At 32.3% G+C, this 23,863-nt stretch carries 26 protein-coding genes; 20 read left to right on the top strand and 6 right to left on the bottom strand.

The genetic code is table 11. From position 1 onward, the window contains the following. Nucleotides 1-3: 3 nt before the first annotated feature. The 3 genes from Q1A01_RS12020 to Q1A01_RS12010 form a co-directional block, all read right to left on the bottom strand. Entirely contained in the window at nucleotides 4-525 is a 522-nt protein-coding gene (locus Q1A01_RS12020; protein WP_299680884.1) for a hypothetical protein, read from the bottom strand. A gap of 6 nt (nucleotides 526-531) precedes the next feature. Then, complete coding sequence (locus Q1A01_RS12015) at nucleotides 532-882, bottom strand: hypothetical protein (RefSeq protein WP_299680881.1); 351 nt, start codon at nucleotides 880-882, stop codon at nucleotides 532-534. 210 nt (nucleotides 883-1,092) lie between these two features. Beyond that, nucleotides 1,093-1,488 (bottom strand): hypothetical protein, encoded by a 396-nt coding sequence (locus tag Q1A01_RS12010; protein WP_299680878.1) that lies wholly within the window; start codon nucleotides 1,486-1,488, stop codon nucleotides 1,093-1,095. Nucleotides 1,489-1,667: 179 nt separating this feature from the next. Here Q1A01_RS12010 and Q1A01_RS12005 point away from each other — a divergent pair, with 179 nt between their 5' ends. Further along, the gene (locus Q1A01_RS12005; RefSeq protein WP_299680875.1) at nucleotides 1,668-2,411 is read left to right on the top strand and encodes a phosphodiester glycosidase family protein; all 744 of its coding nucleotides are present in this window, start codon (nucleotides 1,668-1,670) and stop codon (nucleotides 2,409-2,411) included. Between the two features lie 1,048 nt (nucleotides 2,412-3,459). On the opposite strand, the gene Q1A01_RS12000 is transcribed toward Q1A01_RS12005, so the two are convergent. Beyond that, nucleotides 3,460-4,257 (bottom strand): carboxypeptidase-like regulatory domain-containing protein, encoded by a 798-nt coding sequence (locus tag Q1A01_RS12000; RefSeq protein WP_299680872.1) that lies wholly within the window; start codon nucleotides 4,255-4,257, stop codon nucleotides 3,460-3,462. Nucleotides 4,258-4,431: 174 nt separating this feature from the next. On the opposite strand from Q1A01_RS12000, the gene rmuC reads away from it, so the two are divergent. The 18 genes from rmuC to Q1A01_RS11910 all read left to right on the top strand — a co-directional run bounded on the left by rmuC (nucleotide 4,432) and on the right by Q1A01_RS11910 (nucleotide 20,533). After that, nucleotides 4,432-5,814 (top strand): DNA recombination protein RmuC, encoded by a 1,383-nt coding sequence (gene rmuC, locus Q1A01_RS11995; protein WP_299680869.1) that lies wholly within the window; start codon nucleotides 4,432-4,434, stop codon nucleotides 5,812-5,814. Nucleotides 5,815-5,841: 27 nt separating this feature from the next. Then, the gene (locus Q1A01_RS11990; protein WP_299680867.1) at nucleotides 5,842-6,210 is read left to right on the top strand and encodes a 6-phosphogluconate dehydrogenase; all 369 of its coding nucleotides are present in this window, start codon (nucleotides 5,842-5,844) and stop codon (nucleotides 6,208-6,210) included. Between the two features lie 111 nt (nucleotides 6,211-6,321). Then, on the top strand, nucleotides 6,322-7,194 hold the full coding sequence (locus Q1A01_RS11985; protein WP_299680865.1) for a helix-turn-helix domain-containing protein: 873 nt from the start codon (nucleotides 6,322-6,324) through the stop codon (nucleotides 7,192-7,194). A gap of 86 nt (nucleotides 7,195-7,280) precedes the next feature. Beyond that, a complete protein-coding gene (locus Q1A01_RS11980; RefSeq protein ID WP_299680862.1) occupies nucleotides 7,281-7,763 on the top strand; it encodes a hypothetical protein in 483 nt (160 codons plus the stop codon). Between the two features lie 70 nt (nucleotides 7,764-7,833). Next, the gene (locus Q1A01_RS11975) at nucleotides 7,834-8,142 is read left to right on the top strand and encodes a nuclear transport factor 2 family protein (protein ID WP_299680860.1); all 309 of its coding nucleotides are present in this window, start codon (nucleotides 7,834-7,836) and stop codon (nucleotides 8,140-8,142) included. 537 nt (nucleotides 8,143-8,679) lie between these two features. Then, a complete protein-coding gene (locus tag Q1A01_RS11970) occupies nucleotides 8,680-9,063 on the top strand; it encodes a c-type cytochrome domain-containing protein (RefSeq protein ID WP_299680857.1) in 384 nt (127 codons plus the stop codon). 33 nt (nucleotides 9,064-9,096) lie between these two features. Beyond that, a complete protein-coding gene (locus Q1A01_RS11965; protein ID WP_299680854.1) occupies nucleotides 9,097-9,639 on the top strand; it encodes a YceI family protein in 543 nt (180 codons plus the stop codon). A 14-nt stretch (nucleotides 9,640-9,653) separates the two neighbouring features. Then, the gene (locus Q1A01_RS11960; protein WP_299680852.1) at nucleotides 9,654-10,046 is read left to right on the top strand and encodes a hypothetical protein; all 393 of its coding nucleotides are present in this window, start codon (nucleotides 9,654-9,656) and stop codon (nucleotides 10,044-10,046) included. A 35-nt stretch (nucleotides 10,047-10,081) separates the two neighbouring features. Continuing rightward, on the top strand, nucleotides 10,082-10,954 hold the full coding sequence (locus tag Q1A01_RS11955; protein WP_299680849.1) for a DUF5777 family beta-barrel protein: 873 nt from the start codon (nucleotides 10,082-10,084) through the stop codon (nucleotides 10,952-10,954). A gap of 406 nt (nucleotides 10,955-11,360) precedes the next feature. Beyond that, entirely contained in the window at nucleotides 11,361-12,203 is an 843-nt protein-coding gene (locus Q1A01_RS11950) for a nucleotidyltransferase domain-containing protein (protein WP_299680846.1), read from the top strand. Continuing rightward, on the top strand, nucleotides 12,196-13,659 hold the full coding sequence (locus Q1A01_RS11945; protein WP_299680844.1) for a radical SAM protein: 1,464 nt from the start codon (nucleotides 12,196-12,198) through the stop codon (nucleotides 13,657-13,659). Before Q1A01_RS11950 ends, Q1A01_RS11945 begins: the two co-directional genes overlap by 8 nt. A 48-nt stretch (nucleotides 13,660-13,707) precedes the next feature. After that, nucleotides 13,708-14,370 carry a hypothetical protein gene (locus Q1A01_RS11940; protein ID WP_299680841.1) on the top strand — a complete coding sequence of 221 codons (663 nt, stop codon included), beginning with the start codon at nucleotides 13,708-13,710 and terminating at the stop codon, nucleotides 14,368-14,370. A 28-nt stretch (nucleotides 14,371-14,398) separates the two neighbouring features. Next, the gene (locus Q1A01_RS11935; RefSeq protein WP_299680839.1) at nucleotides 14,399-15,175 is read left to right on the top strand and encodes a class I SAM-dependent methyltransferase; all 777 of its coding nucleotides are present in this window, start codon (nucleotides 14,399-14,401) and stop codon (nucleotides 15,173-15,175) included. Further along, entirely contained in the window at nucleotides 15,172-16,557 is a 1,386-nt protein-coding gene (locus Q1A01_RS11930; protein WP_299680837.1) for a radical SAM protein, read from the top strand. Before Q1A01_RS11935 ends, Q1A01_RS11930 begins: the two co-directional genes overlap by 4 nt. 1 nt (nucleotide 16,558) lies before the next feature. Beyond that, complete coding sequence (locus tag Q1A01_RS11925; protein ID WP_299680834.1) at nucleotides 16,559-18,163, top strand: hypothetical protein; 1,605 nt, start codon at nucleotides 16,559-16,561, stop codon at nucleotides 18,161-18,163. Continuing rightward, on the top strand, nucleotides 18,144-19,313 hold the full coding sequence (locus tag Q1A01_RS11920; protein WP_299680832.1) for a hypothetical protein: 1,170 nt from the start codon (nucleotides 18,144-18,146) through the stop codon (nucleotides 19,311-19,313). The genes Q1A01_RS11925 and Q1A01_RS11920 overlap by 20 nt, the downstream gene beginning before the upstream one ends. Nucleotides 19,314-19,330: 17 nt before the next feature. After that, entirely contained in the window at nucleotides 19,331-19,891 is a 561-nt protein-coding gene (locus Q1A01_RS11915; protein ID WP_299680829.1) for a CPCC family cysteine-rich protein, read from the top strand. 231 nt (nucleotides 19,892-20,122) lie between these two features. Further along, on the top strand, nucleotides 20,123-20,533 hold the full coding sequence (locus Q1A01_RS11910; RefSeq protein ID WP_299680826.1) for a DUF6557 family protein: 411 nt from the start codon (nucleotides 20,123-20,125) through the stop codon (nucleotides 20,531-20,533). On the opposite strand, the gene Q1A01_RS11905 is transcribed toward Q1A01_RS11910, so the two are convergent. Further along, nucleotides 20,530-21,354: a putative capsular polysaccharide synthesis family protein gene (locus tag Q1A01_RS11905; protein WP_299680823.1), complete on the bottom strand. Its 825-nt coding sequence runs from the start codon at nucleotides 21,352-21,354 to the stop codon at nucleotides 20,530-20,532. The genes Q1A01_RS11910 and Q1A01_RS11905 overlap by 4 nt on opposite strands. Before the next feature lie 6 nt (nucleotides 21,355-21,360). Then, the gene (locus Q1A01_RS11900; RefSeq protein ID WP_299680820.1) at nucleotides 21,361-23,004 is read right to left on the bottom strand and encodes a glycosyltransferase family 87 protein; all 1,644 of its coding nucleotides are present in this window, start codon (nucleotides 23,002-23,004) and stop codon (nucleotides 21,361-21,363) included. 111 nt (nucleotides 23,005-23,115) lie between these two features. On the opposite strand from Q1A01_RS11900, the gene Q1A01_RS11895 reads away from it, so the two are divergent. Continuing rightward, a complete protein-coding gene (locus tag Q1A01_RS11895; protein WP_299680817.1) occupies nucleotides 23,116-23,862 on the top strand; it encodes a glycosyltransferase family 2 protein in 747 nt (248 codons plus the stop codon). Nucleotide 23,863 lies beyond the last annotated feature (1 nt).

The raw sequence follows: 23,863 nt of genomic DNA, 5'->3' as shown, positions 1-23,863 counted from the left end.
TTGTTATATTTTATGAAATTCGGATCTAAACAACATTTTGGGTCCTTTATCAGGATAATGACCATAGGATTCCATGATCATAAACTGCGTTGCGCGACCGTCTGTTCTTCTTGGTAAAGAAGCTATAAAATTAACCAATGCTATATAACAGATAGATGTCTTAAATTCACTAGGCTTTAATGTATTTGAAGACCTCACAATTGTTTGTACAGCATCAGACAAGGCTTTCTTAGATCTTTTTTTAGGATTCCAAACGGCTCCTAATAAGGTTCGTTTACTGGCGATAGGAAGTTCTCTCCAACGGCCACATTCATTTTCTTGGTTTTTATCTCTGTATAATAAGTGATAATCTGTCACTCCAGGATTAGGAGCAAAAAACGACCAGCGTGGAAGCAGGGAAAAATAATCCATACGCCTAAAGAAATTCTCTAGGTGCAGGATATTAAATTGACAAATAGCGCTCGCTAATAGCCAAAACCCCAGGCATCCAACAATAAGGTATGTAAAGATATCTGATAGGTTCATAGCATATTATTTTAGCATTCTATTTGCTTTGTTTAAATTGTTTCTCAAATCAATAAGTTGATTAACAGAGCATTCTTTATCAATGCTTTTTAATAGTTCAGTGTGCTCTTTTGTAAAAACACCATCTACTATAACTCCTCCTGCAGCAGCTACAGTGACTTCAGCTACTTCAGGTGTTTCTGGTGTTGCTACCTTAGCAACTTTTTCTGCAGCATGACCTATGTCTTCTGCAACATGAGCAACGTCATCTAAAAAACTACTCAACTCCATAAAGTTATGGCGTACATCTGTTTCGTGAGCTGGAGACTGCTCCATAGCAGCTTGCTCAATCGATGAAAATTCATCAAATCTTTCCATAAGGTAATTGTTTAAAAGGTTAATAAAATAAAAACACTGATCAGTGTTTTTAATGGTATTAGAATCACCATTAGAAAATAATAGGAGATTACACGGTATTTAAAAAACCGTTGAAAATACGGGGTATTTCTACGTTATATCCGTAATAAAGAATCAAACTTCTATACATGATTATAGTGTGTATAGAAGTTATTTGATTACATCAAGAGACTATTCACGAATAGATTTCACCTTCATTAAGCTACTTCTCAAATCAATAAGTTCATCTACAGAACATTCTAAGTTTACACTCTTTAAAAGTGCTGTTTGTTTTTTTGTAAAGACACGATCTATAATCACACCTCCAGCAACAGCATCCACTAGATCGGCAGCTCCTTCGGCAACTGCTGCTACATTCTCACCTATTTCTGCTACATCATTTACCGCATCTTCTACTCCAGCAACTACATGATCACCAACATTTTCAACGATACCACCAACTCCTTCTGCGATATCATCTAAAAAACTACTTAGCTTCATAAAGTTATAATGTACGTTAGTTTCGTGCGCAGGAGATTGCTCCATAGCCGCTTGTTCAATAGATGAAAATTCATCAAGGTTTTTCATAAAATAATTTGTTTAACAATTGTTAGTATATCAGTTATTCGTAAATAACTCTTTATATCAATCTAGAATTACAGGTAATAACCACTGATTTTAAAAACACGTAAGAATACAGTATCATTTTCATAGATAAAAAGAATGCTTTCAATAGTTTCTGTGCCAGAATTATGTACATTTAAAACATGAGATTTTTTAGAACTAGCGTACTCTTATTCTTTCTGATATCCTATATCAGTCTATCTCCTATTGACAACCCACCTTTTCAAGAAGGTACGTCCTCTATTTTAAGTTATGAAGTCAATCTAGCAAACCAACAACTAGATTTCTATTGGAAAGATAGTCAAGGGAATACTTATGGGAATTTTCAAAATTTAAAAAAGGTTGTAGAGAAAGAAGGTAAAGAACTCGTTTTTGCTATGAATGGAGGTATGTATCTTAAAGATAGATCGCCTCAAGGCTTATTTATTGAACAAGGAATCACAAAAGTACCTATTGATACTTTACAGGGAGGAAAGACGAATTTTTATTTACACCCTAATGGCATCTTTTATATGACCAATGATAACAAAGCTGCCATTACAACAACAACTGATTTTACATCCAGTCCAAATATTAAGTATGCTACACAATCAGGACCTATGTTACTGATATATGGCAAAATACATCCTAAATTCACAGAAGGATCTTCTAATCTACATATTAGAAACGGTGTAGGTATTTTACCTAATGGTAATCTCTTATTTGCAATGTCTAAAGAACGTATTAACTTTTATGATTTTGCCTGCTTTTTTAAAGATAAAGGCTGTAAAAATGCATTATACCTAGATGGGTTTGTATCGCGCACCTATCTCCCATCCCGATATTGGGAACAACTTGATGGAGATTTTGGAGTGATTATTGGGGAGACTAGAAGAAAAAGAAATTAATAATGATAGAACTCTTATGTACCCTATTAGGATGGTTGTATCTCTCTATTAAATATTGTAATAAAGAGAAAATCAAAAGAGTTCTTAATCAAAAATATAATGGAAGTTATAATCAGGTAGTAGCAGAAAAATCTTTGTCTGTTATTGGAATTTTATTGCTGTGTTTAATGCTCTTGTTATTACTGTCTGTAATATACTCCATCATTAAATTTGGTCCATCAAAGTATGCTTTCACTCACTTAGATTAAATGGAGGGAATTTCTCCTCAGATTATCAATCAGGTTCATAACACTCATCATCATGAACATGAAAGATTCCACCAAGGATTGCTAATTTATTTTCAATTTCAAACTCTTTAAAATTTTCTATCATAGTATATTTTTTAATGATTAATATTAATTCAAATGTAAATAGCAAAAGAATATATTTCTTACTTATCAATCAGGTTCATAACACTCATCATCATGAACATGAAGGACTCCTCCAAGGATTACTAATTGATTCTCAATTTCAAACTCTTTAAAATTTTCTATCATAGTATATTCTTTTAATGATTACTAATAACTCAAATGTAAATAACGAATGAGGTAAAATTAAACAATACAAACAAGTAAACACCTAATAAAAAAATAGTTGCCACCGTAAATCATCCAAAATACGGTGTAAAAAGTAAATAGGAAATTAATCCTGTCAGCTATTAAAACACCATCCAAGAAGAAGTAATAATATATCGCTAGTTAATTATTAATAAAATGACTTTTGAACATAGAATATTCCCACATATTCCATAACAGGTATACTATGGCAATTAATATAATGATTGTAATCACCCAAGTAAAGATTCTAAAAATAAAATCAATTGCACATTTATAATAGGGCTTCATATATAATGAGTCAATGAATCTATTGAAATGTTACAAATCTTAAAAAGAAAGGAGAATTCAGTGGGTTACAGAAACATCTAAAATCAGAAATCGAACAATTAAACCATACTAAGAAAGCTTTCGCGAAAGCGGAATCTAAATACATCTTCTCATCTACATTTATTTTACTTTTTCAAAAAAGCATCACTTTTCTTATTGAGGAGCTCAAGAAATTCTAATTCGTGACCATAATTTAACAAATCAAAGTCAAAGGAAGTATCATCTTCAACATATCGAATAAACTCTTCTACACGATGCTCAGGAATATTAAAATTAGTAGTGAGGAAATTAGAACCAAGATAATATTTGATAGACTTGGCGGGTACTTCGGGAATTCCCGCAGCTTTTTTGTCTTTTACCTCTGATCTAAACAGCGGAATTAATAATTGATCTACTATATTTATCACATTTAAACTATGGACCATGGCTTGCGCTTCTGATCGAATGGCTTCATTTTTAATTTGACTACTGTTATCGTCTGTAAAGTCATATACATCATAGTTATTTATCCCAAAATAAACAGCATCTAATTTTGGACTAAATAAGTTGACACTACTAATATCTGTTTCGAGATTTCCTGTAAGTGTTCGATTTGTGACTAATACCTCATCTAATTGATTAATTTCTTCAATCAAAAAGATATTAACTCGTTTAGATTCTAAAATGCTTTTATTAATTCTAACATCAAAATTTTGATATTCTATAGCCCTAACTTCTAACATATCATAGAGGGCAACAGCGATGGTAAACTCCCCTTTTGCATTGGTTACAGTCCCTTTATTTGAAGATGTATTATAGATGGTGATATTTTCTATATCGTTGCCCTCTACAATAATTTTTCCGTTGATATTTTCGCGTTTAACATTCTGAGAAACAGCTAAAAAACTAATAAACAATACAAGTAATGGTAATCGTTTTTTCATAGATGGTATTTTACTATTAAGATACTTCATAAGTATTTAATAGCGACATAAACGGCTGTAATTTTTTGTTAAAAAAGAGTTTTAAAAACAGAAAGTAGTCTCGTCTATAAATGCACATCACAAATACTGTCACAACATCTCCTAAATGGTGATCTATTTTTTATCTTTACACACATGAATCCAACGCTTATTTACTTTCTTATTGCCATTACTTCCATTATTATTGGTGTCCTATTAGGCATGTTTATTTCTAATCTTAAAAAGAAAGGTGAGTTCAGTGGGTTACAGGAACGTTTAAAATTAGAAGGAGAACAATTGCAGCAGGCTAAGGACGCTTTCGCGAAAGCGGAATCTCAAATAAACACTCTTAGAAAAGAAACGGCAGATCAATTAGAAGCAGCCAGAAAACAAGCCAACGAAGAAACCACTACGCTTAGAAAAGAAAAAGATTTCTTCCAAAATGAACTCACAGCTCGCAATGTAGAATTCCAAAATTTGGAAAAACGCATTGAAGAAAAAACAGAAGAACTTGCTACACTACAAGAAAAATTCACTAAAGATTTTGAACTCGTTGCTAATAAGATTCTAGAAGAAAAATCAAGTAAATTCACCTTACAGAATCAGGAAAATCTTGATAAGATCCTAAAACCGTTTCAAGAAAAAATTCAAAATTTCGAAAAGAAAGTTGAAGCTACTCAAAAAGATACTGTCGAGCGTAACGCGGCATTGCGTGAGCAAATTAAAAACCTTACCGCTCTTAACGAACAAATGTCTAAAGAGGCAAACAACTTAACAAAGGCACTAAAAGGAGATAGTAAAACACAAGGAAATTGGGGTGAATTGGTATTAGAACGTGTACTAGAAAAATCAGGTCTAGAAAAAGATAGAGAATATTTTGTACAACAAAGCTTTACCACAGAAGATGGAAGTCGTGTACTTCCTGATATTGTGATTCATTTACCTGACAATAAACGTATGATTATTGACAGTAAAGTATCTCTAAGCGCTTATGAACGTTATGTAAACCAAGAAGACGACCTATTAAAAGAACAAGCACTTAAAGAACATATTCTTTCCTTAAAACGTCATATTATTCAATTAAGTGATAAGAACTACCAAGATTTATATCAAGTAGAGAGTCCTGATTTTGTATTACTCTTTATTCCTATAGAACCTGCCTTTGCAATCGCTATAAATGCAGATAACCAACTCTACAATCAAGCTTTTGAAAAAAACATTGTGATTGTAACGCCTTCTACGCTACTAGCAACATTGCGCACGATAGACACTATGTGGAATAACGAGAAGCAACAACAAAATGCATTAGAAATTGCAATTCAAGCAGGACGTCTTTACGATCAGTTTGTTTTGCTTACAGATGATCTTATCAAGGTTGGAAATCAACTACGCACTGTTCAAGGGAGTTATGACACTACCATGAAGAAGTTAACAGGTAAAGGGAATCTTATTAAAAAAGTAGAAAGCCTTAAAAAGCTTGGAATCAAACAGAAAAAACACCTCAACGACAAACTTATTGAGCGTGCTTCTGAAGAATAAATAGTACCTCTCTGAAAACAGCTACATATGAAAAAAGTACTCATCATCTTTTTACTCGCTATTGCATTAGTGGCTACTGCATATTATAGCTTCTTATACTATGTTCCTTATAGTGAAGGTACAAGAGCAGGTGAGTTAATTAAGTTTAGTTACAAAGGAGCTGTTGTAAAAACTTGGGAAGGAGAAATTAGCCAAGGAATTAGTGGTGCACAAATTTTTAGTTTCTCTGTGATGGATAAAGAACAAGATATTATCCAAAAATTAAAAGACTATCAAGGAAAATATGTCAAGGTAACTTATGTAGAACGTTTTGGTACTTTTTTCTTTTGGGGAGACACCAAATACTTTATTACCGATATTTCCCTAGAACAATCCCCACATTTTAATAAGAATTAATACATTTAAATTATAGTATACGCTATTATTTTAATTCAGATTTTCCTAAATCATTTTATATACTTTGATTATTTTTAAATATTCATTATTTCCCTCTAATAAACATTATTTTTGAAAGAAGAGATTATTCAATATGATTTTAAAGAAGACCTCCCCTATGGTTTTGAAATTGTTGATATAAAAAAACTATACAAAAACAATAAACATCATCTGGTAAAATCACATAGAACCGATTTTTATCAAATAGTTTGGTTTGTAAAAGGAACGGTTAAGCATATTGTAGACTTTCAAACTATAGATATTACACCTAACACTTTATTATTTATTAATAAAGGAAGTGTACAACAATTTGACACAAATGAATCATTTGAAGCATTCTCCTTCTTATTTACGGATGACTTCTTTTGTCAATCTGAAATAGATGCTACTTATCTTAAAAGCACTATTCTTTTTAATGATCTTTTTTCAATCTCGAAAATTCAAATTCCTAAAACTTCTAACTCATTTTATATGCTTTTTCAATTAATGGAAGATGAGTTAGCTATTGTAAACGATGTCTATCAAACAACTATTCTTAAAAATCTAATCCATAACTTTCTAGTAGTATCAGAAAGAGAATATAAAAAACAAGATTTTATTGAAGTAGTCAAAAGTAAAGACTTACAATATGTTCTCGACTTTAAAAAATATCTAGAGATACATTATACTTCTGAGAAAACAGTTTCTTTTTATGCTGAAGAATTAAATATTACCACAAAACGTTTACTTAAAGCGACAACAAAAATTCATGGCAAATCTCCTAAAGAGATCATTGATTATAGAGTCATTTTAGAAGTGAAACGTCTTTTAAGCCATACAGATCAAAGCATTAAAGAAATAGCATTTTTGGTAGGTTTTAATGAACCAACAAATTTTGTCAAGTATTTTCGTAAACACAATAATAGTACTCCTGCTTCTTTTAGAAAGCAATTCTCCTATACCTAAAAATATCATATAAAGGAACTTTTAGACCTTTTGTATACTAATGCATCATCTCACCTTTGTATTATTACTTATTAATACATTAAATAATGAAAAACAAACTATTGATATTTATCGTGAGTATTGGAGTTAGTCTATGTTCTTGTGACAATCAAAATCGTTACATCAAACAATCTAAACGAAAAGAAAATATAAAAAAAGAACACGTTACGACCTTATTAAACACACTACAAACAGGTAAGACAGAATCTCTAAACACTATTGTTAATTCTGATAAATATATACAGCATAATTTAATGGCAGCTGATGGATTAGAAGGGTTAAAAAGTTTTATATCTATCTTACCTAGAGAATCTACAAAAGTAGAAATAAAGCGAATCTTCCAAGATAAAGATTATGTATTTACTCATGTTCAATATGATATATTTGGTCCTAAAATTGGATTTGATGTGTTCCGCTTTGAAAATTATAAAATTGTAGAACATTGGGATAATTTACAAAATATAGCTCCGCTAAATCCTAGTGGACATTCAATGATAGACGGAACTACTAAATTAAAAAGATTTAGATAAAACAAATGAAAATAAGGTGTTCGTTGAGAAATTTGTTCGTGATATTTTAGTAAATGGAAATTTTGAAAAAATGAGTTCTTATTTTGATGGAGATAATTATATACAGCATAATCCACATATAGGAGATCAATTATCAGGGCTCGTACAGGCTATTGAAGCATGGAATAAACAAGGCATCATTCTAAAATATAATAAAATTCATAAAGTATTAGGGGAAGGTAACTTTGTACTTGTTATCAGTGAAGGGACATTGGCAGGAAAACATAGTTCTTTTTATGATTTATTCCGTGTTGAAAATGGAAAAATTGCAGAACATTGGGACACTATTGAAGAAATTCCATCTAAAGATCAATGGAAAAACAATAATGGTAAGTTTTAAAAAATAACTGAGTAATAAGTTGAACAAGTGGTGCTCTAACAGCACATCTAAATTATATATTTATTACCGATATTTCCCTAGAACAATCCCCACATTTTAATAGAAATTAATTTTATTTTTTAGAAAAATATAGATTAGCAAACTATTTTTTTGTCCGCTTTCGCGAAATAACAGTTTATAAATCCATCTATTCTAAAGTAGTTTATACAGTATCATATTTCGTTCTTAAAATTAAGCTTACAGCAAGTTTCACAACAAAACACTAACTATAGGTTTTATATTTTAATTTGTATTTTAGGTGAGAAGTGTAAGATTAGATGTAGAATTCGACCTACTAACAACAAAACATATTAAAGCTTGCAAACCACATTGTTCAAAGGGATTAAACGAATTGTCAATACTATTCTATTTTTCCGTTTTAAAGTCATTTTTTCCATTTAAGCAGAATTAATTTTATTTTTTGACGATACTGAAGGTTCTTTGTCAGGAATTCAAAATCAAAATAACCAATCATACAAAACACAATAGCAAAACACTATGAACGCCAATGCAATCAATATAAAAAAGAACACAAAAGTACTAGGACGTATCCTTATAGTATGTGTACTTGGATTTACAAGTTGTGAAAGAAGTTCTTTATCAGAACTTACGCCAGAATTAGAAGAGGTAAATGTTGTCACATATGAAAATACAGCAAAAGCTATTCTTGATAATGCGTGTGTAGAATGCCATAACGTAAATGAGCAAACTGCAGGCGTAAGACTGGATGCCTTTGAATTTGCATTTATAGAAGCAAGTAGTGGTATCATGTTAGAACGCATGACTAATACTACTAATCCAATGCCCCCTAGCGGGAACCTACCCGATAATCTTATACAAGGTATCGTAGACTGGGTAGATGATGGCATTTTAGAAGAATAAAACTAACAACCTAATATTTAAAAACAATCAATTATGAAAAAATTAATCGTATTCCTAGTATTCTTTGGCTGTGTAGCTCAAAGTTTTGGACAGAAATATTATACAAAAACAGGCACCCTAGATTTTGAAGGATCTGTAGAAGCTTTTGAACCTGTAAAGGCAAGTAACAAAACGACCACTGCCATCTTAGATGTAAGTAGCGGAAAATTAGCTGTCTTAGGACTCGTAAAAGGGTTCCGTTTCAGAAATGCATTGATGGAAGAGCACTTTAATGAAAACTACATGGAGAGTGACAAGTATCCGAAAGCAACTTTTAATGGTATCGTGAATGGTTTCTCTATCACAGATATCGATACTCAAAAAGAATATACTGTAGAAGGAGACCTGACTATTCATGGTAAGACAAAAAAAGTAACGGCTACCATAGTGATCGCTAAAAACGGTGATACGATAGATGCAACTACTAATTTTTCTGTATCTCCTGAAGAATTTGATATTGATATTCCAAGTGTTGTAAGCGAGAAAATATCAGATACTATTACGATCACTGCAAATTTTAATTTGATAAAACGATAACCAAAAGAGGACTCATGAAAAATAAAAAAATACTTTTCGGTGCTCTTGCAGTTATCATACTTGCAGCTATTATAGGGTATAATTATATATACCAAGATCATAGAGATATTCAGTCTGAAAAACCTGCATTTACAATAAAAGCAACAGATTTTATAAAAGATTTTCAGGAGAATGAAACAGAAGCTACTACAAAATACTTAAATAAAACCGTTCAAATAGAAGGGACTTTAAGTAGTGTTGATGGAAATACCATTGTAGTTGAAAATGTTATTTTTTTCGCTTTAAGCGAAAATGAAACACCGCCCTCTCTCGATCAAGTAGATAACGTAATACAAGTAAAAGCTAGATGTATAGGCTATGACAATTTACTTGAAGAAGTAAAATTAGATCAAGCATCTGTACAGTAATAATCCAAACCAACCCATAAACAAATACAATACCCATGAAGAAGTTAGTATTCTTACTATTATTCTTGCCTATACTTTCTATGGCACAAGATGATGATTTATTAAGCGAATTAGAACAAGAAGTTCCCGACGAGCCACTTCCAGTTCTTTCTGTTTTTAAAGGTATTAAAATTGTTAACTTTGAATCCACAAAACTTGTTGGAGAAAAACAATTACAATTTATTATATCTCACAGATTTGGTGATTTAAGTGACGGAATAGACAATTTTCTAGGACTTGACGATGCTACTGCACGTATTCAATTTGTATATGGTGTTACAGATTGGTTAAATGTGGGTATATCGCGTTCTGGTTTCAATAAAACATATGATGCAGCTGTAAAATACAGATTCTTACGTCAAACCGAAGGAAAATCTCCTGTAACACTTGTTGGATACCATTTACTTACGATTAATACAGACTTAGATTCTGATTTATTTCCGGATCTTACATTTAGTGATCGTGTAGGCTATGCAAATCAATTACTCATTTCCAGAAAATTCAACGATTGGTTATCTCTGCAATTAACACCTACATTTTTTCACGATAATACGGTGATAGAAGATGGACAAGATAATTCCCAATTTGCTTTAGGAATAGGAGGGCGTTTTAAATTTACTAAAAGACTTGCCTTTATTGGTGATTATGGAATTCATTTAAATAGAGTAAGTAACTCTGTTTTTAATAATTCTTTGGCACTTGGATTAGAAATAGAAACAGGAGGACATGTATTTCAACTACACGTATCAAACGCAAGAGCTATTTTTGCAAATGGTTTCTTAGGACAAGCCAGAGGTGATTTTGGGGAAGGAAACATATTTTTAGGTTTTAATATCTCGCGAGCATTTAGTCTAGGTAGCAAAAAATAACACCTGAAATGTCTGAAATGTACTAACATTTTACGGTATTGTTACAGATAAGAAGCAATAACATAAGTACATTTGCACGAAAAAAAGACCACAAATAAATTAATAATTTACAAAAAGTGATTTTTGAACTCGTAAGGAGACTTCAAATATCCCGTCTATAAAATATGTATTACTTTATGTAGTTGTTATTGTAGAATAAAGAAATAAACAGTAATTTCCTGTTTTTCGAATAGTACAATAATAATCTTTCCATATAGAGGAAAAGTCCTCATTAAGAAAACAAGCGTATATACTAAGACATGTTAAGATTCTTATTGTAGAAGAAATAAATTATATATAATTGACATCTCTCAAACCCATATTATACTTTTCTCTATTTAAATACCCACTTACGAAAGAGGAGATCATGGCATTTTCAGATGCTAAAGAATCTGGTATCGTAGAGCAGGAGTTAGAGACGCTTACAAAGGAGGGCATTATATATAAAATCAATGGTTTCTACTCATGTGATAATGATATGTCGCAAGTAGAACGAAGACTGGAAGGTAATGAAGGTGCTCGAAATATTGCAAAAAAAGCAGATCGCATGTCTCGACTTATATCAAAATTTCCATTTGTAGAAGGTGTTGGTATTTCTGGAGCATTATCCAAAGGTTTTTTTGATAAAGATGGTGATATAGACTTTTTTATTATTACAAGTAAACAACGGCTTTGGGTCGCAAGAACATTACTTATTTTATATAAGAAAATTTTCTTACTCAATTCTAAAAAGTATTTTTGTGTTAATTATTTCATAAGTGAAAACTCATTAGAAATAGAGGAAAAAAACCTATTTACAGCAACAGAACTTGTCACGCTCATACCTATGTATGGCAATGGTAGTTTTAAAAGGTTTTATGACACCAATGCTTGGGCATATACTACATTTCCAAATAGAAATTTTGGAGAAGGTTTAGATACATTAAAACCTATAAAAAAACCAAGATTTACGAGGTTTGCAGAAAAGATATTGAGTTCTAAAATTGGAGAACAATTAGACACCTTTTTCTTAAAATTGACCTATAAAAAATGGAAAATGAAATTTAGTGAGATGAATCCTGATCAGTTTAATGTAGCTATGAAATCTACTAAAAGTGTATCAAAACACCATCCACAAGGTTTTCAAAATAAAGTTATTACACGACTGAATGAGAAATATATAACGTATGAAAACAAATACAACATTACGCTAAACAAAGAACATGCTTGATATTTTATTTTCACATTCTTACTACTACCCACTTGATAAAAAACAATGGGAGAATAAAACCCCATACCCGCCTTTAGGCACTTTATATGCAGCGTCACTAATGCGTCAAGAAGGATATTCTGTAAACTTATTTGACACAAATTTACGCAGTGACCCTTATGCCATAGAAGCAGAGATAAAAGAACAAAAGCCTTCTTTTTTAGTCATGTATGATGATGGTTTTAACTATCTCACCAAAATGTGTTTGACTACCATGCGAGAAGCCGCTTTTGAAATGATAAGCTTAGGTAAAAAATACAACTGCCAAGTAATTGTTTGTAGTAGTGATAGTACAGATCATTATGATCAATACCTTGATGCTGGGGCTGATTATATCATACAAGGAGAGGGAGAAATTACACTTAAAGAGCTTATCGCAGCTTTAAAAAATAATGAATCCATAAGCTTGATAAACGGTATCGTTTACAGAAAAGAGGAAGAAACCAAAAAGCATTCAAAACGTGTTGTATTACGCAACTTAGATGAATTACCGCAACCTGCATGGGATCTAGCTAATATAGATGCTTATAAAGCTATATGGGCACAAAGCGGAAAACAATTTACATTAAATATAGCCACCACAAGAGGCTGTCCATTTAAATGTAATTGGTGTGCCAAACCCATTTATGGAAATCGATACAACTCCCACTCTCCAGAATATATTACAAAACATATTGCTTTCTTAAAAGAAAACTATGGTGTTACTAATTTCTGGATGTGTGATGATATTTTTGGTTTAAAACCTAATTGGGTTCAGAATTTTAATGTCGAATTAAAGAAAAGAGATCTTAAAATCACTTACTATATTCAGAGTAGAGTTGATTTATTATTAAAAGAAGATACAATAGATGCACTTGCAGAAAGTGGCTTAAAAGAAGTTTGGGTAGGCGCAGAGAGCGGTTCGCAAAAGATCTTAGACGCCATGGACAAAGAAACCAAAGTAGAACAGATCTATGAAGCGACAAAACTACTTAAAAAGAAAAAAGTAAAAGTAGCTTTCTTTATTCAGTTTGGGTACTTAGGAGAAACCAAAGAAGACATTGCAAAAACAGTAGCGATGATTAAAGAGCTATTACCAGATAACTTAGGTATTTCTGTTTCTTATCCGCTTCCCGGAACTCCTTTTTATGAAAAAGTAAAAGATGATTTGCAACTGAAAGCAAACTGGACCGACAGTGATGATCTTGCCATGATGTTTCAAGGAACATTTAATTCTAAATATTATAAAAAATTACACCGTTACGTACATAAAGAGTACAGGAAAAGTCAAGGAATAGCCAACTTTAAATCATTTTTCAAAAACCCATTAGCAACCTCTAAAGCGATGATACGATCTATGGCACTGTTCTTTTATTATACCCCAAGCGCTTTTATAGACAAAGCCAAATTAAAAAACATGCAACATACAAATAGTTAATTGAGATCGTATCAGTGTATACTTTTATGATGATATAACTTCAATACAATGAATCTCAAACCAATCATATTCTTAGTTACACTTATAGTGTTAACTTCAGGCACTATAAAGAATAAAAGCTTTGAGGGCGTTATTACCTATAAAACGGATATAAAATTTATAAACGAAAACATTAAATTTCGTGCTTATCACGAAGGTAAATTTGGAGATACCTTAAAAGTATATTACAATAAAGAAGGTGATATTTTCAAAAAGTATTACAATACCGGAGATCAAGGATATGATTTTAATTTATACGTAAATTCCAAGAACAACTACTATTCAAAATGGAAAAATCTAGATACTATTTATCATTATAACGTATCTGAACAATCTCTAGAATTTATTAGTAGCACTACAGGTACGAGTGAAAACATTCTAGGAAAAGAATGTAAATACATCCAGATAGAAGCCTATGAACCTAAAGGCAAACAATCTGTGATACAAAAATATTACTATAGTGGCTTTCCGTATTTAGACCCAGAACTTTTTAAAGGTTTCGAAGATTTTTATACGAATAGTTTTATGGATACTGCTAAATCACCCTTCATGAAAATGGAGTTAGATTTAGGTGATTATATAGTTACTTATACTGCTGTAAAAATTGAATCGAAAACAGTAAGTCTATCTAAGTTTCAATTACCGAAAGGCATACCTCAAAAAATATATTAATAAAAACAACGTACCTTCTGTAACGTACATGAAAAATGACTTTGATATACACGCTCAAAATTACGATACTGTTTTTACACATTCCAGTATAGGAAAGGCGCAGCGTGATCAAGTGTATACATATCTTAAAAAAGAGTTTGACACTAAAAGTCAACTTCACATTCTAGAATTAAATTGTGGCACAGGAGAAGATGCCGTATATCTTCATAAACAAGGACATCACGTCATTGCTACTGATATTTCTGAAGAAATGATTACTGTTGCTAAAAGCAAACATCAAGACATCACCTTTCAAACACTGGACATCACAACCATTACCGAAACTACATTTGATCAGAAATTTGATTTGATTTTTTCAAATTTTGGAGGATTCAATTGTTTATCTGAAATACAATTACAAACCTTTTTAAGAATCTCAGAAACACTACTCACCGATCAAGGTAAGCTCATCATGGTCATCATGCCTAAAAATACTCTTTGGGAACGTTTCTATTTCTCGTTGAAATTTCAATTTAAAAATGCCTTTCGGCGAAATACAAAAAAGGCCGTATATGCTAACGTTGAAGGCATTCAGGTTCCTACTTGGTATTATAATCCTAAAGAAATAACCGCTTTCGCGAAAGCGTATAAAAAACCTAAAACAGTAAAACCTATAGGAATTGCGATTCCTCCCTCCTATTTAGAACCTTATTTTAAAAATAAGCCTCGTTTTATGAAGCTTTTGATTACTTTAGAGTCATGGTTTCAAAACCCAATCTGGGCAAAATATGCAGACCATTTTTTAATAAGCTTTGAAAAGAAATGAGCGTTTTATTAACTCACGCATACTATCTCTCTAATGATCCGAAGGAGCATAAAATTATGAAGCCCTATCCTCCGTTAGGACAGCTTTATATTTCTGGATATCTCAATGAGCAGCATATAGACAACTATCTTTTTGACACTACATTCTATGCAAAGGATGATCAGTTAGCATTTATTAAAGAAAAACAACCAGATATTGTTGCCATATACTCCAACTTAATGACCAAAGTAGAAGTCATTAAGCTCATGAAAATCTTAAAGACAGATGAGCAATACGGTTTTCCAACCATTGTACTCGGAGGTCCTGACATCAGTTACAATCTCAAAAATTACTTAAATGCTGGAGCCAATTATCTCATTATAGGAGAAGGAGAAGAAACCATGGCTGAGCTGCATAATGCCATCATAAACAATACAGACATATCTGAAGTAGCTGGTCTAGCTTATTTAGAAAATGGGGTATTGACAAGAACAAAACCAAGGGTTAAAATGAAAGACCTATCGGTATTACCTCTTCCTAATCGAGAAGCTATACCGATGGATAAGTATCTAAAAACATGGAAGGACAACCACGGTATGAGTTCGATGACAGTGAGTACGCAACGTGGATGTCCATATACCTGCAAATGGTGTAGTACCGCAGTATACGGCCAGAGTTATAGACGCAGACCTGCAAACCTAGTAGCTGCCGAACTTAAAATGCTTAAAGACACTTACCAACCAGATTCTATATGGTTTGTAGATGATGTATTTACAGTAAGTCATAAATGGCTCAACGCTTTTCACGAAGAAGTCATCAAACAAGATGCGATCATTCCTTTTGAATGTATCACTAGAGCCGAACGATTAAATGATGACATCTTACAACTTTTAAAAGAAGCGGGATGTTACCGTATTTGGATAGGCGCAGAAAGTGGTTCGCAAAAAATTATAGACGCTATGGATCGCCGTGTAGATGTAGATGTAGTAAAAGAAGCCATCCAAAAAACCAATGCCATGGATATGGAAACGGGTACCTTTATTATGCTTGGATACCCCGGTGAAGATCTAGAAGATATCAATACCACGGTACAATATCTGAAAGATGCAAACCCTACCCATTTTACCATTACTATTGCATATCCTATTAAAGGAACTTCTTTATATAGCGAAATAGAGAAAGACATTATTACACAACCCGATTGGGAAACCTCTACCGATAGAGAAATTGATTTTAAACGTACATATTCTCGTAAATTTTATGACTATGCTGTAAAACATGTAGTCAATGAAGTAAATTACCATCGAGAGATTACAAAACCTCAACACCGAGATATCAAAAAAGCTATCAAATTTAAAATGAAGTCTATGCTAGCCAATGGACTAATGACTGTCACCAAATAACATGAACACCTCAACCTCTTGGCAACACACCACCTATACTGTATATGGTATAACGCTGTTGTTTTTTGTGCTGAGTTTATGGGGCATTACCCATCATGAATTATGGCTAGATGAAGCACATCATTACTTATTAGCTCGAGACAGTTCCTCTATTAAAGATCTTATTTTTAACACACAATATGAAGGACATCCTATCACCTGGAATCTTATACTCTATGGAGTAACAAGAATCACTACAGACCCTTTCTGGATGCAAGTCCTACATATAAGTATCATGACACTTACCGTAGGTATTTTCTTAAAGAAAGCGCCTTTTTCCTTACTCTTTAAACTACTATTCATTTTTGGATACTTTATGTTTTACGAGTACAATATCCTTAGTAGAAATTATAGTATTGGGATCCTTTTCATCTTTTTAGGGTGTAGTTTATATGAAAAAAGAGAGGCTAAATTCATAGCAATTGCCACACTTCTAGGATTGGCTAGTAATAGTCATGCGATCTTTTTGATTCTTGCAAGTGCTATCATGGCGATGATCACTTTAGAACGTCTCATCAGTCCTAAAAAACGTACCTCCGTAGAAACATGGATCGGTATAGCTGTGTTTGGTATATTCCTACTTATAAGTATATTTCAAATCTTACCTCCTTCAGACACTTCTTTCTTTGACCAAGGAGAACGCATGGGTTTTCTTGAAAAAATCCCTAAGAGTATGTCTCCATTTTTTAAAGGCATTTTTATCGTACCAGATGTAACCACTACCTCTTTTTGGAACAGCCATATGCTTGTTAATTACAGCAAACCTATTGCTGGTGTCTTTGCTTTGGCAAGTTTAACACTACCCTATCTTTTATTTTATAAGAATAGAAAATTAGTACGCTACATGTACTTTGGTATTATTGTTACAGGTGCTTTCTTCTATATCACAGCGTTAAATGCAGCTAGGTATTATGGGATACTATATTTGTTTTTAATTACTGCTTTATGGTTTGACAGGTATACGAGTTCTAATACTTCCATATACGCTTTCGCGAAACCTAGTAAAGCAGCAATTTACGCTGAACACAACCGAAGTATAACCGCTAAAAAAATACGTATCCCGTTTGAAAATATAGTAGACAAACTCAAACCACGTATTATATATGCTATCCTAGGACTTCATTTTGTTATCGGAATCTTTGCTTTCACTATGGATATGATTACACCATTTACGACCGCAAAACAAACTACCCAATACCTAAAAGACAATCACCTTATTGAAAAAACAATAGCTACAAAAGCATGTAACGGCACTGCGTTAAGCGCCTATATTGAAAAGCCTGTTTTCTTTACAAAAACGAATAGTTTTGAAAGTTACTGTACCTTTAATAGACCTGCTATCAAACGTAATCAAGGAAATGATGTACTTTTAAAATCTATAAACCATCTTTTAAAAACAGAAAGATCTCCTGTTATATTTGTGACACACGAACCATTTTTTGATGCCACTCAAAACAAGGTTTGGAAAGTACCAAATCAAAAACTTGAAGTCACTTTTTTAAAACAGTTTGACGGAAGTATTGTTAATAAAGGGAATCATTATATCTATGAAATTTCTTCGTATTAATATAGTATCAAAAAACAATATTGCATACTTTTTACTAAGTATATGTATGCTATTAATCGCATGTACACAATCTAAACGTGCACCTATAAAAGACGACCCCAATGTGATTTATTTAAAATGGAATAAATCCTATGAAAAAGATGCTTTAGAAAGACATAAAACAGGACTTACTTGGGCGCTTTCCTTTTTAGGGTCAACTATTGCATTAGATAGTACGCTCACAGGGATCACACATAAAAAAGATATTATTCAATTGGATGTGACCAAAGTAGGATTTCCTGAAAAAGCAATTCCGCATTTACAAGCACTCAATACCGTGATTCAAAACTCCGAAGAGTATCAAAGAAAAGGAACCATTGATCTAGGAAGGTATATAGCACTTACTATAGGAAGTCCCAATCATTATTATAAGATCGTAGATGTACCCTTACAACTATTTGATCTGAAAAACACTTATACTTTTGATACGCTTACTGCTTTTATTAATAACAGTAGCATCTCTAAAATAGATAGAGAAATTCAATATTCTATTCAAAATGACTCTTATAAACGTGCTTTTATCTCTTCTGAAAGAGATACTATTACGGGGGAAATTCAAGAATTTGAAACCGTCGAGTTAATGCCTAATGGTCTTTCTCGATTTGCCTTATATGATACCAAAGGAAACTTAAAGCCTGATGGGGATGAAGCAGTCACAAGAGCAGGTAAGCCTGCAAAATGTATGTGGTGTCACGAGTCTGGTATCCAGCAGTTATTTAGAAAGCAGTTAGATGTTGAATTCCACCTGTCTTCTAAAGATTTTCTAGATTCTTTGAAACGATACAATCACGAACTCAGAGTCTATCAGGATCGTGTATGGCAAGACTCATTAATTAAAAATAGACGTCTACACACCGAAATGGAAATTTCATATATCACTTTTATGGAACCTTCTATAGAACAATTAGCTAATGAATGGCAAGTATCTAAAAGAGACGTAAAGAACAAAGTAGCACATCTCAAATCACATCGTCATCATGAGTTTGGTTTTTTAGGAGATTTATATCATAGAAGAGACATTGACACTCTTGCGCCTTTTCAAGTATTAGAAGTTCCTGAATATATAAGAGAGGTTTCTAAAAATGAAAGTAAGGTAGATTATATAAAGTAGTAATGTTCCATTAAAAAATGACTAGAGAAGAAGCAAAGCATATTATAGTCAATAAACAATTGACTACACTCTCAAATAAATTGAAATATGAAATTTTAGAGGTGTATTTTTATTATGAAGATGAGAGTGATGTTAGAGAAGAAATAGAGAACAATGAACTTCCAAAACTTAGCGATTACATTATTCATCTACTTGTAAATAATGAAAAGCCCGTTGAAATAAATCATGCTGAATTCGACTTAATCTATAAAATGTATTTAAGTTCTCTCTTATATGGAACAACTAATAAATACTTGATTTTTAAATTAAAAGAAATAGCCAATATTATTGAAAACGATTTAAAAGGTAAAAAAGAACTTCTTGAACCTTGCCCATGTTGCGATTATCTAACTATAAGCCCTGGTGAAGATGGTATATGTGAAATTTGCCCTGTTTGCTTTTGGGAAAATTTCGGGTCAGGCCCAAATGGAATGATTCTTGACCAAGCAAAAAGAAACTTTAAAAAGCATGGTGTAATGGACTTACAGTTCAAAGAATATGTTGATTCTGAAGGAACTATTAAATACGAAAAACAATAACACTCATATTTAATTACGTAAGAGCATTAAAAAGTAGCACATCTCAAATCACATCGTCATCATGAGTTTGGCTTTTTAAAAATTTTATATCATAGAAGAGACATTGACACCCTTGCGCCTTTTAAAGGATTGGAAGTTCCTGAATACATTCGAGAAGTCTCTACCAATGAAAATAAGGTAAATTATATAAAATAGTGTATCTTCTATTATAACTCTTAACGGATACATACATTGACTCTAAAAGAATTAGTAGAAAAGAATAATTGGGAAGGTATCGAATCTATTCTTATAAAATCATATCCAGACTTAAAAAGGAAAACTTCATATTTTCATAACGTATATATTGAATTAACTAAAATGAATCCTATTCATTGTAATTTGATTCTATACATTCGAAAAATAAATTCTAAAAACGAAGATGATGATATTACTGTATCTGGAATTGGAGAACCACATGAATTAGGAAATACATATAATATCTCTGGTATAAACTGGAAAAAATGGTTACGTATGGAGATTCATCCAGAAACGATAAAGAATTTTAATGAATCAGAAATAATAGTACATTCATTATACGAAATGACCTTTTTGGGGTTCTCCGAAAATGAAATTAAAACTAAATTAAATACGCTTACAGATTAAGTTTGCAACCACTTCTTATAAAGCATTTCTTTCTCTTCTTCTGTAAAGAAATGATTCATATAGGTAGACTCTAACTGACTTTCTAAATACGATTTTGGAAAACGGATATACGATTTGAAATCAGCATACAAGGTGGCTCCTTTTTTGGCACCTGTGACGTTATAGTTTTCAAGGGTAAAGTTTTCTATACCACAGAAGTCACCAATAAGCTTTGACTTTAACGTATCATCAAGCGTAGTTTTAAGCAACAGGATATCCGTTTGATCTCCCTTTATCATTGTATAGCCTTTTGCTTTCGCGAAAGCGAACTCATACACATCTACACCTACTCCACCTTTAAAGTGGTTATCAAACCAATCTTTACAATACGAGTGATCGAGCTTTTCATAAAAAGCCTTTTCTATATCCTGAAGGCTCCCTCTAAAAAGATGTGCTGGCATTCCCATATGGATCTCAAATGCTTCAAAAAAAGCAGAAAGATTTCGCTCTATCGGGTTTCTAACTAATGAAATCACTTTGTAGGAATGTGATTTTTCAAGAAGGTATTTATGTAATATAAACACAGGACTTCGACTCCCAGGATACACCCCTTTTTCTTTACAAATAGCTTTAGCTTGTAACTCTTCTTCTATACTGAGACTGTGTATATGAAAACAAGGGATATCCGATTGTTTTTTTAAGGAATGATACACACTAGAAGAGCCTACTTTTGCCATCGTAAAAACCAGCATAGGTTCATGCTTCGGGTCTCGCAAGTCTTGTGTCTGTTGCCAAAGCACGAAACGATCTTTAATATGATATTTTAAAAATGGTTTTATCAATGTGTGTTAATTAATGTCTATATATTTCAGTGTAAAAGCGCCTCTTCTGGAATGATGATCTGTTAAGAAGTAAACTCTTGAATGATTGACCAACACTGGTTTTTTCTTAAGGGATATATTTTCTGTTATCAATTGGTCTCCGTGATACAATTGATGGTCTTTTATCGTGATGCTTTCTGTATCAAAACTAGTCACTGAAATGTCTGTTTGTATCGTTTCATCTCCGTTTCTCCCTAATGCTTTATAACTTAGTTTTCCCTGATCTTCAAAAAAATCATAAATCATAAAATGTTTCTTTTCTGATAACGCATACTGAGAGTTGTCTTCTGATTTCCCTTTCAAAGCACCATAAGACAATGGAAATAATACGACAAAAGTAAGTGCAATATATTTTAGATGAAACTTAGCATCAATTAACTTACACATGTAAATAGTTAATAAAACAACTAACCACAATCTTGAAAACTGAATTACGATAGGTTCGCCTTTTAATTCTCGAAAAGGAAAATTACATATCAACATTAATAACCCCAAAAGTACTATGATAGATGCTACATTTAATCGTTGTTCAGAATGTCGGGCACGTCGGTTTAAAATGGTATACTTCTTATTCATAAATATTGGAAAGACTACAAAAAGTGGAATCACCCATAAAATCTGTGCATAGGTTGCTGTTCTTCCTTGTGTTAAAAATAAAGTAGTTACCCATATGGCAAGTAAAGCAAACGTATTGTTCTTTTTACGTATGGACATTCCAATGGCGCTTCCAATGATAATGGCCTTCGTAATCCAATTGGCAATCGCATAGATACGTTCATTGGCTATCCACGCTGTAGGATTATAATAAGAATCTTCTACAAATAAGAATTTAAAAAACACATCTAGTGATTGATAATTAACTCTATAATCTGTAGTTGTTTTGCTTGAAAACGTATGTGGTAAGATGTCTAAAAAATACGACTCCCATAGTGTGTATCCAGTAATAAAAATTCCAACAATCACAAAAAGAAGTGTTCCTAAAATGCATAACCCTATGGCTTTCCAACGTTTTTGAAATGCTAACGGAATACCATAAAAGACAGGAAAGAACTTCAACAAAGTCGCAAAACTTAATAGCATCCCTGTCCCGTATTCCCTTCTCTTTTCAAGAGCATCATATCCCGCTACAACAAAAAAGAAAACTATAAAGTACGATTGTCCGAAAAGGATTTGATTTCGAATAGGTACATAAAATAAGATTGGAATGCACAGCAAGAGCCATTTTGAATCTGGTATTGTTTTTTTAGCTAACAAGAAAAGTCCCGCTAAGAAGAGTAATACACTTATGCTATTAAAAACAAACTTGGCTAGGTAAGCATCTTCGATATAAGCTAGCGGATAGAACGCTGCTAATGTAAAAGGGCTATTGACATAAAAGTCTACCAACACATCAGTATACCCTAGTCCCCAGATGTATGCATTAAAAGCATGAATATCAAAAATGACTGTTTCAGGTACAATGCCATCGTGTATTAATCGTGCTGAAAAATAACTATTTGAAAAATCATGTAAGGGAGCATCATATGAAACGATCAAAAAATAAAGACATACAATTACTGTAGGTAATAGATAAACTAAAAGTGTTTTATTGTCTTTGGTAAAGAGATTCATTCCTCACAAAAATAACCTTATTTAGATTATCATTTTCATTCTGTTTAATATGTTAACTTTGTTTATCTATATTGCCTCTTGAAAAGAACTAAAACAGCAAGCTAACGACGCATGATCAACAACAAAAAAGTAGTTGTCGTATTACCTGCATACAATGCAGCCCTTACATTAAAACAAACCTATAATGAAATTCCTTTTGACATTGTAGATGATGTGATATTAACAGATGACCACAGTACAGATAATACTGTTGAAGTGGGAAAATCATTAGGCATAGCACATATTATCGTGCATGAAAAAAACAGAGGCTATGGAGGTAATCAAAAGTCGTGTTATAACAAAGCTCTTGAACTAGATGCGGATATTGTGATTATGCTGCATCCTGATTATCAGTACACACCAAAGCTTATCCCTTCTATGGTATACCTCATCGCAAATGATGTATATGACGTGGTATTAGGATCACGTATCTTAAACAAAGGAGCTCGTAAGGGTGGTATGCCATTGTATAAATATGTTGCTAATAGAATACTAACACTCTTCCAGAATATACTCATGGGACAAAAACTATCTGAGTATCACACAGGATATAGAGTTTTTAGTAAAAAAGCATTAGTATCAATTCCATATCAAGATAACTCAGAAGATTTTGTGTTTGATAATCAAATGCTAGGGCAATTATGTTATGCAAACATGCAAATAGGAGAAGTGTCTTGCCCTACAAAGTATTTCCCAGAAGCATCTTCCATTAACTTTTCAAGAAGTGTCACCTACGGACTTGGAGTGTTAGGCGTTTCTATAAAATACTTTTTCCATAAGAATACATTTATAAAGTCAAAGCTCTTTAAAGCGATATAGC

Origin of the sequence: uncultured Dokdonia sp. (assembly GCF_947492815.1) — a bacterium.
Classification (GTDB): domain Bacteria; phylum Bacteroidota; class Bacteroidia; order Flavobacteriales; family Flavobacteriaceae; genus Dokdonia.
This window is presented reverse-complemented; position numbering and strand designations above follow the sequence as displayed.

Coding starts and splice junctions, on each gene's coding strand:
- Q1A01_RS12020 (WP_299680884.1), bottom strand. CDS start 525: ATGAACCTATCAGATATCTTTACATACCTTATTGTTGGATGCCTGGGG.
- Q1A01_RS12015 (WP_299680881.1), bottom strand. CDS start 882: ATGGAAAGATTTGATGAATTTTCATCGATTGAGCAAGCTGCTATGGAG.
- Q1A01_RS12010 (WP_299680878.1), bottom strand. CDS start 1,488: ATGAAAAACCTTGATGAATTTTCATCTATTGAACAAGCGGCTATGGAG.
- Q1A01_RS12005 (WP_299680875.1), top strand. CDS start 1,668: ATGAGATTTTTTAGAACTAGCGTACTCTTATTCTTTCTGATATCCTAT.
- Q1A01_RS12000 (WP_299680872.1), bottom strand. CDS start 4,257: ATGAAAAAACGATTACCATTACTTGTATTGTTTATTAGTTTTTTAGCT.
- rmuC (WP_299680869.1), top strand. CDS start 4,432: ATGAATCCAACGCTTATTTACTTTCTTATTGCCATTACTTCCATTATT.
- Q1A01_RS11990 (WP_299680867.1), top strand. CDS start 5,842: ATGAAAAAAGTACTCATCATCTTTTTACTCGCTATTGCATTAGTGGCT.
- Q1A01_RS11980 (WP_299680862.1), top strand. CDS start 7,281: ATGAAAAACAAACTATTGATATTTATCGTGAGTATTGGAGTTAGTCTA.
- Q1A01_RS11975 (WP_299680860.1), top strand. CDS start 7,834: ATGAGTTCTTATTTTGATGGAGATAATTATATACAGCATAATCCACAT.
- Q1A01_RS11970 (WP_299680857.1), top strand. CDS start 8,680: ATGAACGCCAATGCAATCAATATAAAAAAGAACACAAAAGTACTAGGA.
- Q1A01_RS11965 (WP_299680854.1), top strand. CDS start 9,097: ATGAAAAAATTAATCGTATTCCTAGTATTCTTTGGCTGTGTAGCTCAA.
- Q1A01_RS11960 (WP_299680852.1), top strand. CDS start 9,654: ATGAAAAATAAAAAAATACTTTTCGGTGCTCTTGCAGTTATCATACTT.
- Q1A01_RS11955 (WP_299680849.1), top strand. CDS start 10,082: ATGAAGAAGTTAGTATTCTTACTATTATTCTTGCCTATACTTTCTATG.
- Q1A01_RS11950 (WP_299680846.1), top strand. CDS start 11,361: ATGGCATTTTCAGATGCTAAAGAATCTGGTATCGTAGAGCAGGAGTTA.
- Q1A01_RS11945 (WP_299680844.1), top strand. CDS start 12,196: ATGCTTGATATTTTATTTTCACATTCTTACTACTACCCACTTGATAAA.
- Q1A01_RS11940 (WP_299680841.1), top strand. CDS start 13,708: ATGAATCTCAAACCAATCATATTCTTAGTTACACTTATAGTGTTAACT.
- Q1A01_RS11935 (WP_299680839.1), top strand. CDS start 14,399: ATGAAAAATGACTTTGATATACACGCTCAAAATTACGATACTGTTTTT.
- Q1A01_RS11930 (WP_299680837.1), top strand. CDS start 15,172: ATGAGCGTTTTATTAACTCACGCATACTATCTCTCTAATGATCCGAAG.
- Q1A01_RS11925 (WP_299680834.1), top strand. CDS start 16,559: ATGAACACCTCAACCTCTTGGCAACACACCACCTATACTGTATATGGT.
- Q1A01_RS11920 (WP_299680832.1), top strand. CDS start 18,144: ATGAAATTTCTTCGTATTAATATAGTATCAAAAAACAATATTGCATAC.
- Q1A01_RS11915 (WP_299680829.1), top strand. CDS start 19,331: ATGACTAGAGAAGAAGCAAAGCATATTATAGTCAATAAACAATTGACT.
- Q1A01_RS11900 (WP_299680820.1), bottom strand. CDS start 23,004: ATGAATCTCTTTACCAAAGACAATAAAACACTTTTAGTTTATCTATTA.
- Q1A01_RS11895 (WP_299680817.1), top strand. CDS start 23,116: ATGATCAACAACAAAAAAGTAGTTGTCGTATTACCTGCATACAATGCA.